A 17,562-nucleotide genomic window follows, 5' to 3' on the forward strand; every position below is an offset into this window, starting at 1 on the left:
CAAGGTGATTTTTTGTATAACTTTCGTTGCCGCACCCGCATAGCGGGTGGTTTTATGATTCGCGACTATGTCGCGAACCAGTCTAAAGACAATAATAAAATAAGCCACCGCATCATGTGCAGTGGCTATTATAGCCCTCATATAAAAGGGGACAAATATTTATCATTTAAAGGGGGGCAAAAAAGGGGCAAATTATCGTTACAATGGATTACGATTTGTTATTGTTCCTTTTCTAAATTGTTATATAATTACTGCTTGCGTTATAGTTTGTTATAATGCGTTACAATCTGTTAAACAGTAAATTGAAATGGTGCGGTTGGCGGGACTTGAACCCGCACGAGCGTTAGCTCACCACCCCCTCAAGATGGCGTGTCTGCCATTCCACCACAACCGCATGGAATACAAATGGTGCCTCAGGACAGAATCGAACTGTCGACACACGGATTTTCAGTCCGTTGCTCTACCAACTGAGCTACCGAGGCATGATTTTTTGTAAAAAAAAATGGCGACCCCGATCAGATTTGAACTGACGATCTTCGCCGTGACAGGGCGACATGTTAACCGCTACACCACGGGGCCGCGTATCAACTCGCGTTGACTACTTGTACATAATATCATGGATTTTAGAGCAATGCAACTATTTTTTTTAAAAATATTATTACAAATCTATGAAAATAATTGATTATATTTGATAATCGTTATTTTATAGCTTTTATAAAAGTATCTCTATATTATATTACAGGAATCCACCCTTTATCGTCATAATTCGTCAGTTTTCGCAATAGTACAATTTTCTCTATAAGCTATAATAGGTATACCCTTTACTAGAAATCATCCTATTCTTTACTCAATATGCTACAATATGTATATATTCAATATGAAAATGCCGCTATAGAAACATGAAAGGATTCGCTATGAATAAGTTCAATTCAAAAGGTATTATTATCGCTCTTATCATAGCTATTGTAGGAGCGATGGCCGCAGCATGGTACTTCTTATGGTATGTACCACATACACCAGCCTACACATTAAAAATCATTCACCAAGCAGTACAAGATAAAGATGCAGACGAAGCATTACGCCACGTAGATATAAAATCCATTGTAAAAAACATTGTAGAACGAGAAGGCAATAAATATGTCGATACATCTACCCCACTTGGTAAAGCTACAATAGCAGCTACCAAAACATTTGGACCAGCTCTTATCGAAGACGTAATACGGACATATATCGAAGATCCTGACAGTTTTAAATCTGAATCACCTACCAATAATACTACTACAGCAAATGATGATAATAAGTCTATGGTAGATCGTCTTGTAGAAGGTCGCCTATTTAAGGAACATGATGTAGAGGTTAAAAACCTGAAGTCAGAAGATAATGGTGATACGGCTACTGTGACTGTAACGATACAAAATAATAAAAAGAATATGACAAAAGATATAAGAGTTTTGATGCGTCATTTAGGAGATGGAACATGGGTAATTTACGATATTCCTGATATCGAGGACCTATATACTATCACTAGAAAATAAATATCTTTGTATTTTCTAACATTTTAAATTGCAGATCTTAGAAAATGTAAAAAAAATCTATGTCGTTTTTCTAGACGAGCCATTTACATTGTAAAACCAACAAAGGACAGTATCTACTGAAAAGTATATACTGTCCTTTTATTATCCTATAATCTTAACAATCGTAAGTTCTCATGTAGGACGAAATTATACATAACTTAATTAGCAAATATAACTAAATCCATTAAAAATGAGATTTTATCTATCAAAATCTACAATAGCCAAGGTTACAGTCACTTGTGAAATAAGGCGTTGTGCATCATCTATCATATCAAAGCGCCACACATGGGATGTCTTACCTTTTACTAGTAAAGTTCCTAACGCTGTTAAGGATCCTTCACACTTTACAGGGCGTAGATGGTTAGCAGTTACAGATTGTCCTACACCAAATTTATGAGAACCTACCAGTTCATTACTCATCATACCTGCAATAATTTCTGCAAAAGCTAATGTAGCACCACCGTTTAAATAGCCTTGTGGTTGTTTGTGAAACTCAGTTAAATTCATTTTTGCAATACATGTGTTATCACTCGTCATACGAGGAGCATCAATTTGTAAGGATTCAATTAAATTCATAGTGTTCGTTTCTCCACACAATACGCCTCTAGTCTATCATCAAAGACTGTTACACCTAGTCCATCTCCATCGGGAACATGCATAACACCATCTTTAAATGTTAAATCTGGGAAAATAAGATCTTGTCCAAAATATCTATTTGAGTCAGATAAATCCCCTGCCATATAGGAATCTCCTAATGCGGATAGCTGGACATGAAGCATTTTAGAAACCCCTGACTCTACCATGCTACCAATCCAATAGGGAATATGACGTTCTCTACATAGATTAATAGCCGCTTTTGTTGGAATAAGCCCCCCCATGCGCCCTACTTTTATATTAAGCACATCAATCAAACCATATTCGATAGCATAGGACAAATCATCATATCCTAAAATGGACTCATCTAAACAAATTGGCGTATAGATTTTCCAATCACCATGATTAAGACGCTCCCACTTCCAATCTTTATAAGATTGAAGGTTTGCCATCGCAAAGGGCTCTTCAATACAAGCTAGACCTAAATCATCATACTGACGGACCTTATCTATTTCTTGATATGAATAGCTTCGATTTGCATCAGCCGCTAAGACCAAATCCGGATAATGTTTGCGAACTAAAGCTACGCGTTCATAACCATCTATAGGATTTACCTTTAATTTAATCCGCTTACAACCATTTACTACATGATGCGCTACAACATCAAGTAATTGGTCTATTGGCACATCACCGACGACGATACCACTTTCAATTGTCTCTTGTAAAGGTTGATCCATAATGTAGGAAACAGAATTTACACCTATCCGTTCACAATGAAGATGAATAAGCGCATTTTCTAGAGCCGCAATAGCCATAGGCATATTGTCTCGATTGCGCCAAAATTGTAATTGTCGTACATAGGTCATCAGTGGTTTAGGCCGCATCAAGCGCAAATTAAAGATATAATCGTCTACCATAGCTTTCCAACAGGTTTCTACGGTCTCAAATGTATAGAATGGCTCTGTGAAAGCTACGCATTCCCCATATCCTACATACCCTTGTTGGTCTTCAATACGAACAACGATAGTCTCTCTTTCTTTCACCTCGCCCTTGGCAGTCTTAAAATTGAACTTCAGTGGCAATTTAAGGCGATATGTAGTTATACTTTTAAAGTTTAAAATATTATTCATAGGCGCCTCAATTTTATAATTTCAGTTCATTACGCAATATTTTGCCAGTTCCATTTCGAGGCAATGCGGTTAATGCTTTTACATATTTCGGAATCTTATATTTTGCTAAAAAGTCTGTCATAAAGGCTAGAATATCCTCTGGTGGCAGACTTTTACCATCATGAAAGGCCACAAAGAGTGCTGGCACTTGTCCCCATTTAGCATCAGGTACAGGCACAACGACACATTCCTTTACCGATGGCAACGTATAGACCAAATCCTCTAGTTCTTTAGGGTAAATATTTTCACCCCCAGAAATGATGAGGTCTTTACGGCGATTCAAAATATAAACGAAACCGTCTTCATCGATGTAACCAATATCATCTGTATTAAAGTCTCCATCGATAGGTTCCTTGTTGATGTAACCAGTCATAACCATCGGGCCCGTCAAATGAATTTCGCCTACCCCATCTGTATCAGGATTATCGATACAAACCTGCATGCCAGGCAATGGCTTACCTACAGATTCTCGTTTATGAGGATACTCCAATACAGAGAAGGTCACACTTTGACTAAAGGTTTCCGTCATGCCGTAGGTCTTATAGATAGGCAAAGATTTCTTTTCACAAGCTTCGATGAGAGCCATGGGAATGAATTCTCCACCGAGCAATATAACACGTAATGCATGGTGCGTAATATGTGGCTCTAATTGAGTCAAAATGGTAGGCACTAAGGACATCATATTGATTTGCTCAGATTCTATAAGTTTGAGAACTTGAGTTTCATCATATTTAGGCAAAATAGTGACAGCCGTCCCGTTATAAAGAGACCTCATCAAAATAGATAAACCACTCACATGAAACAGAGGCAGTACCATTAACCAATTATCCTGCTCCGTTTTCCCTAGTACCTCTTGGGATGCTTGTACATGAGCTTTAATCTGCCCCCATCGAAGCGGTACAGACTTAAATTGCCCCGTAGTAGCGCTCGTATTCATGATAGCAGCTATATCTGTGTCCACAAAGACCCAATCAAAGGAATCCTCGACCACTAAATCCGATAGAATTCTTTCTAGAGTTTCAAACTCAATTGTAACAATTGAATTAGAGGCCTTCGAATCAACAAAATGAGATAATTGATTACGTCGTTCTTTACTATGTAATACGGTGGTAACACCTAATTGATCCAATTGGTTTATTATTTCCTTTGGCTTAAGATGTACATTAAGTAAAAGTACCTCTTTATGAACTAGCATAGCAGCCAACACATACATTGCCATGGTCACAGAGTTATCGGATAAGATAGCCACTCGAGATGCGTCTAAAGGCAGTAAATTACGAGCCACATGGAGTACACCACGGTATATATCGTTATAGGTATATTCATTTATACATTTACGATTAGGATAGTGCTGTGCACCATAACGTAACCACTCCATCATCTCACCTCGTATCTAAACCTAATCACTAATACGTAATCATTAATTACCAATTACCAATAAATAGTAAATAATAAGTAATAACTAAAAAAATAATAATTGAAATATGATAAATAAAGAGATATTACAAGAAAGGCGCCTCCTATAGAGGCGCACTTGTCGTTTTAACCGTTAATATAGTCCGTCATATAGGACTGTATCGACTCCCGATTAAGGGAATTTAGGGAATTGTTTGAAGTTAGGTTTCCGTTTTTCTTTGAACGCGTCACGACCTTCTTTCGCTTCATCAATTGTATAGTACATCAATGTAGCGTCCCCTGCGAATTGTTGTAAACCTGCAAGGCCATCTGTGTCGGCATTGAAAGCGCCTTTCAACATGCGCAATGCCATTGGAGATAATTCAAGTATTTCGCTACACCATTGAACTGTTTCTTCTTCCAATTTGTCAAATGGTACCACAGTATTAACCATGCCCATTTCATATGCTTGAGCTGCTGTGTATTGACGGCACAAGAACCATACTTCGCGAGCGCGTTTGTGACCGATCATACGAGCCAAGTAACCTGCGCCATAACCAGCGTCGAAGGAGCCTACACGAGGACCAGTTTGACCGAACTTAGCATTTTCAGAAGCGATTGTAAGGTCACATACGATGTGCAATACATGACCGCCACCGATAGCATAACCATTAACCATTGCAATAACAGGTTTAGGGATGACGCGAATTAAGCGTTGTAAATCGAGAACGTTCAAGCGAGGCACATTGTCTTCACCTACATAACCACCGTGACCACGTACGCTTTGGTCACCGCCGGAGCAGAATGCCTCTTTATCTTCGCCCTTACCGTGGTTAGCACCAGTCAATACGATTACGCCTACTTCGTTATCTTCACGAGCTACTGTGAAAGCATCAATTAACTCCATTACTGTTTTAGGACGAAATGCGTTACGCACTTCTGGACGGTTAATAGTAATCTTTGCAATGCCATTATATGTTTCGTAAATTACATCTTCATAATTACGATCCAATACTTTCCAATCAAATTTGCTCATGGACTTAACCTTTCTTCTGTAAAAAATCCAATACCGCTCGTTCAAAAATCTGCGGTTTCTCTATATGTACATTATGCCCCGCCCCGTCGACGATGACATGATTAAAACTTGGCAACTTGCCAAATACGTCTCTTCCTATTGTAGTATATTTTGTATCTAATGCGCCACTCACATATAAACCTTTAACAGAGAAATTTTTTAATTTATCCCCTACATAAGGCATTACGCCTTGCCCTGAGCTACGCAACGTACAAGCTAAGGCATATGGGCTATTATTGGAACGGCGTAAGTATATTAATTCTTCTACCCCCTCTGAAAGCTGTTTTTGACTCTCAAAAATAGGTGCTTCCGCCCATCGTGCAGCAAACCAAGCACCATCATGCTCTTCGATATGAACTGCTAAGTCTTCATCCGCCTTGCGGCGTGCTGCTCGCTCAGCGTCAGAAGCGATGCCTACCGAGCCACTTTCAAGAATAAGACCTTTGATTTCACGTTCATATTGTAAAGCATAGGAAAGTGCAATACGAGCCCCCATAGAATAGCCCATGAGGTAATAGCTTTCACCAACCATGTAATAGATAACTGTGTGTAAGTCCTTTATCATTTGAGGAATGGTGTAAGCCTGATTCTCATCAGGAATATCTGAATCGCCATGTCCGATTAAATCAATACGAACCACGCGATACCCCGGCAGATTAATAGCATCCCAAGTATAGCTTGATTCAGAGAAGCCGTGGAAACATACAATAGGTTCCCCTTCACCTACCACAGTCAAACCGTAGCGATACTCTCCCAAGTCAAAATACATCCGCTGAGCTGGATTACACAAAGCATTATCTACAATACTGCAAAAATACTGACTCATAGTAATGCCTCCATATCAACTGAAACGTTTGTATATTTCCTATGTAACTGACGACTATATTCCCGGTCTGTTGGTATTTCAATAATATGAACGCCAGATTCCTCGCTAACTTTAGCTAATACAGGGACCAATTCATCAGGACTAGAGATTTTAGTGTACCCACAGCCATAGAGTTTAGCAGCCCCACTATAATCTAAACCTTGTGACGTAGAGAACAAATAATCAAAATATTTCGTTCCCTTTTGCGGTAAATATTCAAAAATACCGCCTCCATCGTTATTATGCAAAATAATCGTCAAATTGAGATTGTGCGTTTTAGCGACCGCTAAACCGTTTAGATCATGGAATAAAGACAAATCACCCGTTACGAGATATGTAGGCTGATGATTCGTTGCAAGTCCAAGTGCAGTGGAAACTGTACCATCGATACCATTAACACCACGATTACCGTAAAGAACAGCATCTGACTCCCCAGAAAACCAAAAGTAATCAAAGTCGCGAACGGTCATGCTATTCGCCACAAGTACTTGGCTATTGTCAGGAATATGCTGTTGCAACTCGCGTATCGTGCGTCCTTCAAAGCAACTTGGTTCTTCTATAGCTGTACTTAGTTGAGCTTTACCAGCTACTTCTAAACGTTTCCATCTATTAAGATATGCATTAGATTCGTTCTTTACAGCGAACAAATGCGTAAACATATCTATGCTTGCTTGCATGTGTATGGTGGTTTTCCCCATAGGGTTCATGGAGTCCATCGTGGGATTTATCTCAATATATTCCACATTATCCCAACTTGCCACCATTTGCTGTACCCGTTTCGATACAACGATTTGGCCAAACTGAATTACGCAATCTGGCTTTAGTACAGGCCATAACTCTTTATCCGCTAAAAACGCATCATACGTAGAAATGACAACATCAGAGACTTGTTTATCCTGAGTCATATTTGTATCATTGTTACAATTGCTAACAACTTCATGATTGTCATCAATAGCACCAGCCTTATGATAGCGTCTTACATTAGACAATGGATCCGCCAAGATAGGAGCTTGTAAATTCTCCGCAAAGGAATGAATAGACTCAACTTCATCTACATCAATTTGTGGACCAGCTAAAATAAGGACTCTCTTATACTGTGCAAGCAATAGACTTCTATTCTGATAGCTAAACACATCACCGTAATTAGGTTTAAATACTTTGTAAGGGCTACGTCCCGCTTCAAAGTGCTTACGATCTAGTTCAGGCACTAATGGCTCAAAGAGGGGTACATTGATATGAACTGGTCCCTTTTTGATGTCCATAGCTTTCATATACGCCTTGCGCGCTACTTGTCGTGGATATGTATAATAATGTTCCTTTTGAGGCACCGCTAATTCTTCATAATAGTTTACAGCTGTACCAAAGATTTTTTGTTGATCTACTGTTTGTGGAGCCCCTGTATGTAGCAAGGTATAAGGTCTATCGGCAGACAATACAATAAGAGGTACCCCACTATATTGAGCCTCTAAAATAGCGGGCAAATAATGAGCCACTGCGGAACCAGATGTACAAACTAACACAGTTGGTTCTTTATGAGCCTTTGCAATGCCAAGTGCCATAAAGCTAGCAGAGCGCTCATCTATATTCATATATGTTTCAAAGCCTTCATACTCCGTGAAAAGCATAGCCATCGTCGTAGAACGAGAACCAGGGCTAAACACAGCATGCCGGACGCCGAGTTGGTAAAACTCATCTACCAAGGCAGCAATATATTCGTTCATTATATTCCCTTTCAACAACTCCTAAGGGTTTGGAAATTTATCATAATGCATCCAAAATGGTGCGCATTTTATTATTAGTTTCTGCGTACTCTTCATCCGCATCAGAATCGGCTACGACGCCACATCCTGCATAGGCATAAAGAACATTATCCATAATGAGGGCAGATCGAATAGCAACGATGACAATACCGTCCCCCATATCTTTCATAAAGCCAAAAGGTGCTGCATACATGCCGCGCTCATGAGCTTCGTACTTTTGTAGCAATGCCAACGCCTTTTCTCGTGGTTCACCACCGAGAGCCGGTGTAGGATGGAGCAACTTTGCCCATTCCACGAGGGATTTTGTGCTATCCTTTGCAGTAATAATGGTGCGCAAATGATAGAGATGCGCCAGCTCCATGATACCCGTTTCACCTATTATAACCTCCGGAGTAATAGATTTCATGATATCCACAATACGGTCACGGACGATATTATGTTCAAAGAGATTTTTCTTATCTGTTAACAGTTGTTCCTTAGTCCACGCATTTGGTCCATGTTTAGGTGCTGTCCCCGCCAAGGCATAGCTGAGAATTTCACTACCTCGATGGCGAACTAGAATCTCTGGCGATGCACCCACAAAGGTGCGTCCATCCTTTTCGTAACCAAAGATAAAGCAATTTGGATTATTATCTACTAAATTTGCCAAAATACTTGCCACATTGTATGGTGTTTCACTAGTAAACTGTACCTCTCGAGAAGAAACGACCTTCGTCATTTCTCCACTACTAATACCATCAGCGATAGCGTTCATCAAACTATCCCAAGCCGCCTTATCATCACTGGTTTCCTTGTAGTTATGGCGAACTCGAGGCACCTCGAAATCCGTAATAGGGACGCTTTCACCAGCGTGCAAGTAAAAAGACTCCCCATTTTCTACGATGTAATAATGGGTGAAAGCAATCATTTCATGACCCATGCCAGCCCATTTAGTGTCCTTAGAGTTTTCAAAAAAAGTATCTCCATAAAACACGTAAGCGTAATTATGGCGATCTTCATCATCTTTGACCGTCGCCAAACGTTTAGCACCTACAACGATGCGGTCGCTTTGACGATCCACCCAGAATACGCGTTCTTCGTTGGGAAAATTCAGCCAAAAGGCTACCGGACTATTCAGTTCTAACGGTTCTTTATTATATATCATAGTTGTATATCACTATTAAGAAATAAAATAGACTATAGTAAAAACACCTAACGTGTAGAAGATTTACTTCTACACGTCAGGCGTCATCAATAAGTTTCCAAATTTTTGAGATGAGCCTAACGCCATCACACGTCGATGGGCCCTCTTTATATCTAATTTATTATATCATAGGTAACAGTTAAAAGGTAGAAAATAAAACCTCTACACCGCATGCGTCGTGCATAAATGTAGAGGTTTTCATTATATTCAAAATGTTGTTACTTTATTTAAAAGCCTTAGCCCCAATATCTGTACGATATTGCATGCCTTCAAAGTCGATATGCTCTATACGTTCATAGGCTCTATCAAGTGCCGTTCTAAGGTCTTTGCCAAGTCCGACAACACCAAGCACACGACCGCCATTAGTGACATAATTTTCACCAACAAGCTTTGTACCAGAGTGGAATACAATGGTTGTGTCATATTGTTTAATATCCCCACTGATGACATCGCCCTTAGATGAAGTTTCAGGATAGCCCTTAGAAGCAAGGATAACGCAAGCCGCTGAGGAATCTTTCCATTTCACCATATTAGAGGTTAATGTGCCCTTAGCACAGGCCATCATAATCTCACCTAAATCACTATCGAGTAGCGGCAATACAACTTGTGTTTCAGGATCACCAAAGCGCGCATTGAATTCTACCACCTTAGGACCTTCGTCAGTAATCATAAGCCCCGCGTAAAGGCAGCCTACATACGGCATGCCTTCTTTTTCCATAGCCGCTACCATAGGTTCTAAGATGGTTTTCATCGCTTCGTCCCGCAATGCATCTGTAAGAACGGGGGCCGGTGCATAGGTCCCCATGCCACCTGTATTAGGTCCTTTATCACCATCAAAGATACGTTTATGATCTTGAGAGGCAATCATAGGAACTACGGTCTTTCCATCTACAAAGGCTAATAAACTAGCCTCTTCACCTTCCATAAACTCTTCAATAACAACGGTGCTGCCTGCGTCACCGAATCGATTACCGCTGAGCATATCTTCTACGGCTACATTCGCTTCATCGATGGTCATGGCTACTACAACGCCCTTCCCTGCCGCCAAGCCGTCAGCTTTAACAACGATAGGAGCTCCTGTTTGAGCAATAAAAGCTTTTGCTTCATCTACCTTGTGGAATACACCATACGCAGCAGTGGGAATGTTGTATTTTTTCATGAGGTCTTTAGCAAATACCTTTGATCCCTCTAGTTGAGCGGCTGCTTTAGATGGGCCAAAAACTGGAATTCCCGCCTTATTAAGTACATCTGCTAAGCCCGCTACTAAAGGAGCCTCAGGCCCAACAACAACTAAATCAACTTGATTATCTTTCAAAAAGCTAATTAAATGATCGCTTTGTTGCCAATCGATGCCAACTAGCTCTGCACAATCTAACATAGCCGCGCTGCCAGGAATAGCATATACCTTTGTTACGCTAGGGCTGATGGACAATCGCCACGCCAATGCATGTTCACGGCCGCCGCTACCGATTACACATACTTTCATAAGTCCTCCATCGGCGCCTAAACGCCATCAAATCCATAATAATATAAACACATAACAGGGCACTCCAAACATCAATAATTGTTGTGACCGTTCAATAGATATTTTGCCCTAATAGTGTTTAACAATCCGCTAAAAATTCTTAACTAGTTAATGTTTAAAGTGACGAATATTTGTAAATACCATAGCGATGCCCGCTTCATCAGCCGCTTTGATGGACTCTTCGTCGCGAATAGAGCCACCTGGTTGAATAATAGCTGCAATGCCATGCTTTGCCGCTGTTTCTACGGTATCGCCAAATGGGAAGAATGCATCGGATGCTAATACAGCGCCTTTAGCGGCTTCCCCGGCTTGTTCAAGAGCAATTTTTGCAGAACCTACGCGATTCATTTGACCGGCCCCAACTCCAAGAGTACGCTTTTCATTAGAAATCAAAATCGCATTGGATTTTACATGTTTTACGAGTTTCCATGCAAATTCAAGAGCTTTCCATTGTTCCTCTGTTGGTTGTACCTTCGTAACAACTTTATAATTGGCGCGGTCTTCTAGGATATCGTCTTCTGTTTGCACTAATAAACCACCAGACACCTTTTTCACTGTCACTTGGCCAGATTCCGGCTTAGATAGTTCAATGAGGCGAATATTCTTCTTAGCTTCAAGGATTTCTAATGCTTCTTTTGTGAAAGCAGGTGCCATAATAACTTCTAAGAAAATTTTGCTCATTTCCTCCGCTGTACTTGCATCTACTTCACGGTTTAAGGCTACGATGCCACCAAAGGCGGATACGGAATCAGCTTCGTAAGCATTTACATAGGCATCATGTAATGTAGCTGCAGTAGCGGCACCACATGGGTTCGTATGCTTAATGATGCATGCAGCTGGCTCAGTAAACTCCCATACCATATTCCATGCCGCTTCCATGTCTACAATATTGTTATAGGAAAGCTCTTTGCCATGTAATTGTTTCAAGGCCCCCATGCCATGAGCTGTACCAATTTCTTTATAGAATGCGGCTTGTTGATGCGGATTTTCCCCATATCTAAGATCTGTTACCTTCTCATAAGCACTCAAATATTCTGGAGGTGTAGGGCCTTCATTCAAGATTCCACTCATATAATTAGCGATGGCCACATCGTAAGCCGCCGTATGAGCAAAGGCTTCTTTGGCAAGTCCAAAGCGATATTCCTTAGTCAATTCACCTTGATCCTTGAGCATCTCTAAGATTTCATCGTAATGATTTGGATTTACTACGATACCCACAAAGGCATGATTCTTTGCTGCAGAACGAACCATCGTAGGACCACCAATATCGATATTTTCGATGGCCTCTTCTAAGGATACATTAGGTTTTGCAATGGTTTCGCGGAACGGGTAAAGATTGACTACAACAAGGTCGATTGGTTCAATACCATGTTCTGCCATAGCTTGTTGATGCTCCGCATTATCACGGATCGCCAAAATACCACCATGCACCTTAGGATGTAATGTCTTTACGCGGCCATCCATCATTTCAGGAAAATCAGTCAAAGACTCTACCGATTTTGCCGGAATACCTGCTTCGGTTATGGCTTTAAGGGTCCCACCTGTGGAATAAATGGTTACCCCTAAATCAACTAAACCTTTCGCAAAGTCTACAATACCTGTTTTATCAGAAACACTAAGTAATGCATTTTTAATCATCTAACGTCTTCCTTTGCTTACACATCAATCTTCAATATATACAACACGACCTTTTATAGTGAGCTTATCCTCACAAAATAGTCGTAATACCTCTTTATATGTTTTATGTTCAATAGGCAATAATCTATCACTCAGAGTATCCTCTGTATCCTCCGGTAATAAAGGAACCGTATTCTGCATAATGATAGGTCCTGTATCCATTCCGGCATCAACAAAGTGTACCGTACAACCGGTTACCTTTACGCCCGCATCAATAGCTTGTTGATGTCCATGTAGTCCCGGAAAGGATGGCAACAAGGCAGGATGGATATTTAAAATTCTATGCTCATAGTGCTCAATCAATGGAGCCCCTACAATGCGCATATATCCGGCCAAAACGATACCATCTACCTTATAGGGCTCTAACGCATCTAACTGAGCCTGTTCAAAGCTAGCTTTAGAATCATAGTCACTACGCTCGATGACAATGAGTGGAATATTCCAAGGTTTAGAACGTTCAACAATCCCTGCATCACTGTGATCTGTAATGATAACTACAAACTCACCATTAATATATCCTTCTTGCATGGCTTTATAAAGGGCTTCCCCATTGGATCCTCTACCGCTTGCGAATAGAGCTAGACGCTTTTTAGCTACGGAACTAGTCATTAAATACCGCCCCTTTTACAACAACTGGACCTTCGCCTTTAACGATATGACCAATTTCATATACCGCTTCATTACGACTTTCAAGATTTGCCTTTACTCGATCCACATCCGCAGCGTCCACTATGAGAATCATGCCAATACCCATGTTAAAAGTACGGTACATTTCATGCCAATCTACATTGCCCCATTCTTGTAGCTTTTCGAATACAGGAAGACGAGGCCATGTATCACAATCGACCTCTGCCGTTACTCCTGCCGGTAAAACGCGAGGAATATTTTCATAGAAGCCCCCACCCGTAATATGAACCATACCTTTAAGTAGGCTTTCTTTAATCAACGGCAATACAGCTTTATGGTATAAGCGCGTTGGCGTTAATAATTCTTCTCCCAGTGTTTTGCCAAATTCAGGAATATCTTGACCAATGGAGAAACCCTTGTGATCAAATACAATTTTACGAACTAACGAGAAACCATTAGAATGAACCCCAGAAGATGGTAACCCAAGAATAACGTCTCCTGCCTTGATACTTTCACCAGTAATCAATTTAGGACGATCTACGATACCAACGGCAAAACCAGCTACATCATAATCCTCATCATCGTAGAAACCTGCCATCTCAGCAGTTTCACCGCCTAGTAAAGCGCAGCCTGATTCTTCGCACGCCTCAGCTACACCGCGTACGATATCCGCCACTTTTACAGGCTCTAGTTTGCCAACCGCAATATAATCAAGGAAGAATAAAGGTGTAGCACCTTGTACGAGGATATCATTAACACTCATAGCTACACAGTCTTGACCGATAGTATCATGTTTATCCATCATGATAGCGAGACGTAATTTGGTGCCCACCCCATCTGTACCAGATACGAGCATAGGATCAGACATAGCATGACCAGCTAAGGAATAGAGTCCCCCAAAACCACCTAAATCACCAACAACACCCGGTGTATACGTCCGTTTAACAGATTCTTTCATCAGTTCTACGGCGCGATTACCTGCATCGATATCAACACCTGCATCACGATAGGTTAAACTATTTTTATTCGAGCACATATTTGACCCCTTCCTCTTGGTCCGCAGGAACCGCTACACTATAATCACCATTGAAACATGCAAAACATAAATCATCTGGCTTTACATCAGATACAGCACGACATAGGCCTTCACGAGACAAGTAATGTAATTTATCAGCCTTGATAAAATCTCTAATTTCATCCACTGTATGAGTAGCTGCTATAAGTTCTTTACGCACTGATGTATCAATGCCATAGTGACAGGAATACTCAATAGTTGGAGAACTAATACACATATAAATCTCTTTAGCACCAGCCTCTTTTAGCATTTTTACAATGATACCACTCGTAGTACCGCGCACAATAGAATCATCAATAAGGACGATACGCTTACCTCCAACAATATGTGGCAATGCATTTAGCTTCATACGAACAGCTAATTCTCGTTCCTCTTGATTTGGTTTAATAAAGGTACGGCCGCTATAACGGTTCTTAACTAAACCTTCCGCAAAAGGGATACCCGATGCACGAGCATAACCTAATGCAGCTGTTGTACCGGAATCCGGAATGGACATTACGATGTCTGCATCATACTTAGTTTCGTTATATAGTTCGCGGCCCATATTTAGCCGAGATTGATATACGGATTGACCATCGATATGACTATCGCCACGTGCAAAATAGATGTATTCAAAGACGCAAAGTTTTTTGTCGATTTTTTCTGGTTCCGCATAGATAGTACTACGCACACCAGAGTCATCGATGATAACCATTTCACCAGGATCTATATGACGAATAAACTCTGCCTTAATCGCATCAAAAGCACAACTTTCACTAGAGAGCACATAACCATTTTCAGTTTTACCTAAACAAAGTGGTCTAAATCCTTGAGGGTCTCGTACACCTACTAAAGAGTCGTTCGTAGTAATGACTAAAGAGAACGCCCCTTCAATTTGACGCGCCGCATCGGCAATCCGTTCCGCTTGTGTTTCTGCTTTAGAACGGGCTATCAAGTTCACGATAACCTCAGAATCCATCGTCGTTTGAAAGATGGAACCATCGGCTTCGAGACGTTTTCGAATAGATAAGGCATTCGTTAAGTTTCCATTGTGAGCCACCGCAATTTGACCGCCTTGGTAGTGAATAACCAAAGGCTGGATATTACGCGGATTATTGGATCCAGTCGTAGAGTACCGCACATGACCAGTCCCCATATAGCTTGGCAAAGATGGTAATTCTTTGATAGCCTCGGTCAACAAGCCCATGCCTTTTTTCAGTTCCACATCATGACCATCGGTAACAGCAATGCCCGCACTTTCTTGACCACGATGTTGGAGAGCAAATAGCCCCCAATATACATAGCGTGCTACATCAACGGTCCTATCATAGATGCCGAACACACCACACTCTTCGTGCCATTTATCAAAAACAGAATCGTAGTTCATCTTCCCCCCTATTAGGCACGCTCACCTGTAAGACGGAATAACATTTCCTTATATGCTTCTTCAATATTACCAAGATCTCGACGGAAACGGTCTTTGTCAAGTTTTTCACCAGTTGTAGCATCCCAGAAACGGCATGTATCAGGAGAAATTTCATCACCCAATAAAACTTCACCATTATGGGTACCAAATTCTACCTTGAAATCTACAAGGGTCACATTTTTAGTAGCCAAAAATTTCTTCAATATATCATTTACCTTTAAAGTAATTGTAGAAATTACATCAAGTTGTTCTTGAGTAGCCCAACCAAGTGCTGTGATTTGGGATTCATTGGCAAATGGATCGCCTAGTTCATCATTTTTGTAGCAGAATTCAAGGATTGGATGTTTAAGTGGAGTTCCTTCTTCAATGCCAAAGCGTTTAGCCATAGAGCCAGCCGCAATATTACGAACAATAACTTCAAGAGGAACTATTTTCAATGCAAGTACTGTTTGGTTGCGATCATCTTCACGACGAACGAAATGAGTTGGTACGCCTTCTTTTTTCAACAATTCAAAGAAGAAAGAGGAAATTTTATTGTTCAAAACACCTTTTCCAAGAATGGTATCATGTTTCTCGCCATTAAATGCAGTGGCATCATCTTTGTAATGAACGATGTACTCATCTTTGTTATCTGTTGCATATACTTGTTTTGCTTTGCCTTCGTACAATAATGTTAATTTTTCCAAATCGATGTTAGCCATGATCTTTCTCCTTTATCATAAATTAATGATACAAACTATGTAATAGATATCTAAATAAACTGTTTTTCTTAACCAATATTTAATCGCCGATGATTTACATGATTAAATATGAATAGCACCTTGTAATTCTGCATTGTCTGCTAAGACTTTTTCAGCCATATCTTTACGATATTGTTGATATTGTTCTTTCAGGTCTTTATTGAAAGCTGCTCCAATTTGTACTGCAAAGAGCGCTGCATTTTTAGCACCATCTACAGCCATGGTTGCTACAGGCATGCCAGATGGCATTTGTACAATAGCAAGTAGAGAATCAATACCTTTTAATGCGGTTGCATTAAGTGGGATGCCGATAACTGGTAGTGTAGTAAAGCTCGCCACTACACCAGGTAGGTGAGCCGCTGCGCCTGCACCAGCAATAAAAGCGATAGCCCCTTCATCTTCAAGTCGTGTAACAAAATTCTTTACAGCCTCTGGGGTACGATGAGCTGAGGCAATAACCATTTCATAGGGAATGTTAAATTCATCAAGTACGGCAGATGCTTTTTTCATTGTGTCCAGGTCAGACTTGCTGCCCATGATAATACCGACCTTCATAGATCCTCCTAATAAAAAAGCCCAGCCAAAACAGACTGGGACAAATACGCGCAAATAGCCTCCGTAGACTTGCTTTGAGTTTGTTGATTTGCATAGTTCACGGTGCTACCTCCTTCTTGTACTCAAATTGTAACACCTAACATTTACAAAATCAATACTATTTTCGAATATTTTTTTATTAAATATTTTTATCATTCGTTATATTCCGAACTATTATAAAAATATAGATTGCATCATATAAAATAATTTTAAATAAATCTGTAAAATAAAATACTGCCTTTTCAATCTTATAATAACACAAACTTACTCTATCAATTAAAATATTTATATGTTTTTTCTTATC

16 protein-coding genes and 3 tRNA genes are annotated in these 17,562 nt (G+C 40.3%); 2 read left to right on the forward strand and 17 right to left on the reverse strand.

All coding sequences use genetic code 11. The features are described from left to right. On the forward strand, positions 1-276 hold a 276-nt coding region (locus tag KH286_RS04780; protein WP_278617708.1), incomplete at its 5' end, for a hypothetical protein. 32 nt (positions 277-308) lie between these two features. Here KH286_RS04780 and KH286_RS04785 read toward each other — a convergent pair. The 3 genes from KH286_RS04785 to KH286_RS04795 all read right to left on the reverse strand — a co-directional run bounded on the left by KH286_RS04785 (position 309) and on the right by KH286_RS04795 (position 579). Beyond that, positions 309-394: transfer RNA gene (locus KH286_RS04785), tRNA-Leu, on the reverse strand. 12 nt (positions 395-406) lie between these two features. Next, positions 407-482 (reverse strand) — tRNA-Phe (locus tag KH286_RS04790). 21 nt (positions 483-503) lie between these two features. After that, positions 504-579, reverse strand: a tRNA-Asp gene (locus tag KH286_RS04795). Positions 580-914: 335 nt separating this feature from the next. Between KH286_RS04795 and KH286_RS04800 the strand changes: the two genes are divergently transcribed. Next, positions 915-1,535, forward strand: coding sequence for a DUF2939 domain-containing protein (locus KH286_RS04800; protein ID WP_004697968.1), 621 nt, complete (start codon positions 915-917; stop codon positions 1,533-1,535). Positions 1,536-1,772: 237 nt separating this feature from the next. Here the strand turns inward: KH286_RS04800 and KH286_RS04805 are convergent, their stop codons facing one another. From KH286_RS04805 to purE, 14 genes are all read right to left on the reverse strand, one after another. After that, on the reverse strand, positions 1,773-2,150 hold the full coding sequence (locus tag KH286_RS04805) for a PaaI family thioesterase (protein WP_004697993.1): 378 nt from the start codon (positions 2,148-2,150) through the stop codon (positions 1,773-1,775). Next, positions 2,147-3,298 (reverse strand): o-succinylbenzoate synthase, encoded by a 1,152-nt coding sequence (gene menC, locus KH286_RS04810; protein ID WP_004697998.1) that lies wholly within the window; start codon positions 3,296-3,298, stop codon positions 2,147-2,149. The genes KH286_RS04805 and menC overlap by 4 nt, the downstream gene beginning before the upstream one ends. 13 nt (positions 3,299-3,311) lie before the next feature. After that, positions 3,312-4,718, reverse strand: coding sequence for an o-succinylbenzoate--CoA ligase (gene menE / locus KH286_RS04815; protein ID WP_278472303.1), 1,407 nt, complete (start codon positions 4,716-4,718; stop codon positions 3,312-3,314). 207 nt (positions 4,719-4,925) lie between these two features. Beyond that, positions 4,926-5,768: a 1,4-dihydroxy-2-naphthoyl-CoA synthase gene (gene menB / locus KH286_RS04820; protein ID WP_004693709.1), complete on the reverse strand. Its 843-nt coding sequence runs from the start codon at positions 5,766-5,768 to the stop codon at positions 4,926-4,928. 4 nt (positions 5,769-5,772) lie between these two features. Next, positions 5,773-6,633, reverse strand: a complete 861-nt coding sequence (gene menH / locus KH286_RS04825; RefSeq protein ID WP_004697990.1) for a 2-succinyl-6-hydroxy-2,4-cyclohexadiene-1-carboxylate synthase — start codon at positions 6,631-6,633, stop codon at positions 5,773-5,775. Then, complete coding sequence (gene menD / locus KH286_RS04830; protein ID WP_004698012.1) at positions 6,630-8,393, reverse strand: 2-succinyl-5-enolpyruvyl-6-hydroxy-3-cyclohexene-1-carboxylic-acid synthase; 1,764 nt, start codon at positions 8,391-8,393, stop codon at positions 6,630-6,632. The genes menH and menD overlap by 4 nt, the downstream gene beginning before the upstream one ends. A gap of 40 nt (positions 8,394-8,433) precedes the next feature. Further along, positions 8,434-9,576, reverse strand: a complete 1,143-nt coding sequence (locus KH286_RS04835; RefSeq protein ID WP_004698007.1) for an isochorismate synthase — start codon at positions 9,574-9,576, stop codon at positions 8,434-8,436. Positions 9,577-9,838: 262 nt separating this feature from the next. Then, positions 9,839-11,101: a phosphoribosylamine--glycine ligase gene (gene purD / locus KH286_RS04840; protein WP_004697986.1), complete on the reverse strand. Its 1,263-nt coding sequence runs from the start codon at positions 11,099-11,101 to the stop codon at positions 9,839-9,841. A gap of 147 nt (positions 11,102-11,248) precedes the next feature. Then, the gene (gene purH / locus KH286_RS04845) at positions 11,249-12,778 is read right to left on the reverse strand and encodes a bifunctional phosphoribosylaminoimidazolecarboxamide formyltransferase/IMP cyclohydrolase (protein WP_118091014.1); all 1,530 of its coding nucleotides are present in this window, start codon (positions 12,776-12,778) and stop codon (positions 11,249-11,251) included. Positions 12,779-12,802: 24 nt separating this feature from the next. Beyond that, positions 12,803-13,426: a phosphoribosylglycinamide formyltransferase gene (gene purN, locus KH286_RS04850; RefSeq protein ID WP_004698011.1), complete on the reverse strand. Its 624-nt coding sequence runs from the start codon at positions 13,424-13,426 to the stop codon at positions 12,803-12,805. Beyond that, positions 13,419-14,480 (reverse strand): phosphoribosylformylglycinamidine cyclo-ligase, encoded by a 1,062-nt coding sequence (gene purM, locus KH286_RS04855; RefSeq protein ID WP_004697997.1) that lies wholly within the window; start codon positions 14,478-14,480, stop codon positions 13,419-13,421. The genes purN and purM overlap by 8 nt, the downstream gene beginning before the upstream one ends. Further along, complete coding sequence (purF, locus tag KH286_RS04860) at positions 14,467-15,885, reverse strand: amidophosphoribosyltransferase (protein WP_004693726.1); 1,419 nt, start codon at positions 15,883-15,885, stop codon at positions 14,467-14,469. The genes purM and purF overlap by 14 nt, the downstream gene beginning before the upstream one ends. An 11-nt stretch (positions 15,886-15,896) precedes the next feature. Continuing rightward, a complete protein-coding gene (gene purC / locus KH286_RS04865) occupies positions 15,897-16,625 on the reverse strand; it encodes a phosphoribosylaminoimidazolesuccinocarboxamide synthase (RefSeq protein ID WP_004693728.1) in 729 nt (242 codons plus the stop codon). A 102-nt stretch (positions 16,626-16,727) separates the two neighbouring features. Continuing rightward, on the reverse strand, positions 16,728-17,219 hold the full coding sequence (purE, locus tag KH286_RS04870) for a 5-(carboxyamino)imidazole ribonucleotide mutase (protein ID WP_008715455.1): 492 nt from the start codon (positions 17,217-17,219) through the stop codon (positions 16,728-16,730). Between the last annotated feature and the right edge of the window lie 343 nt (positions 17,220-17,562).

This window comes from Veillonella parvula, from assembly GCF_018378075.1.
GTDB lineage: Bacteria > Bacillota > Negativicutes > Veillonellales > Veillonellaceae > Veillonella > Veillonella parvula_K.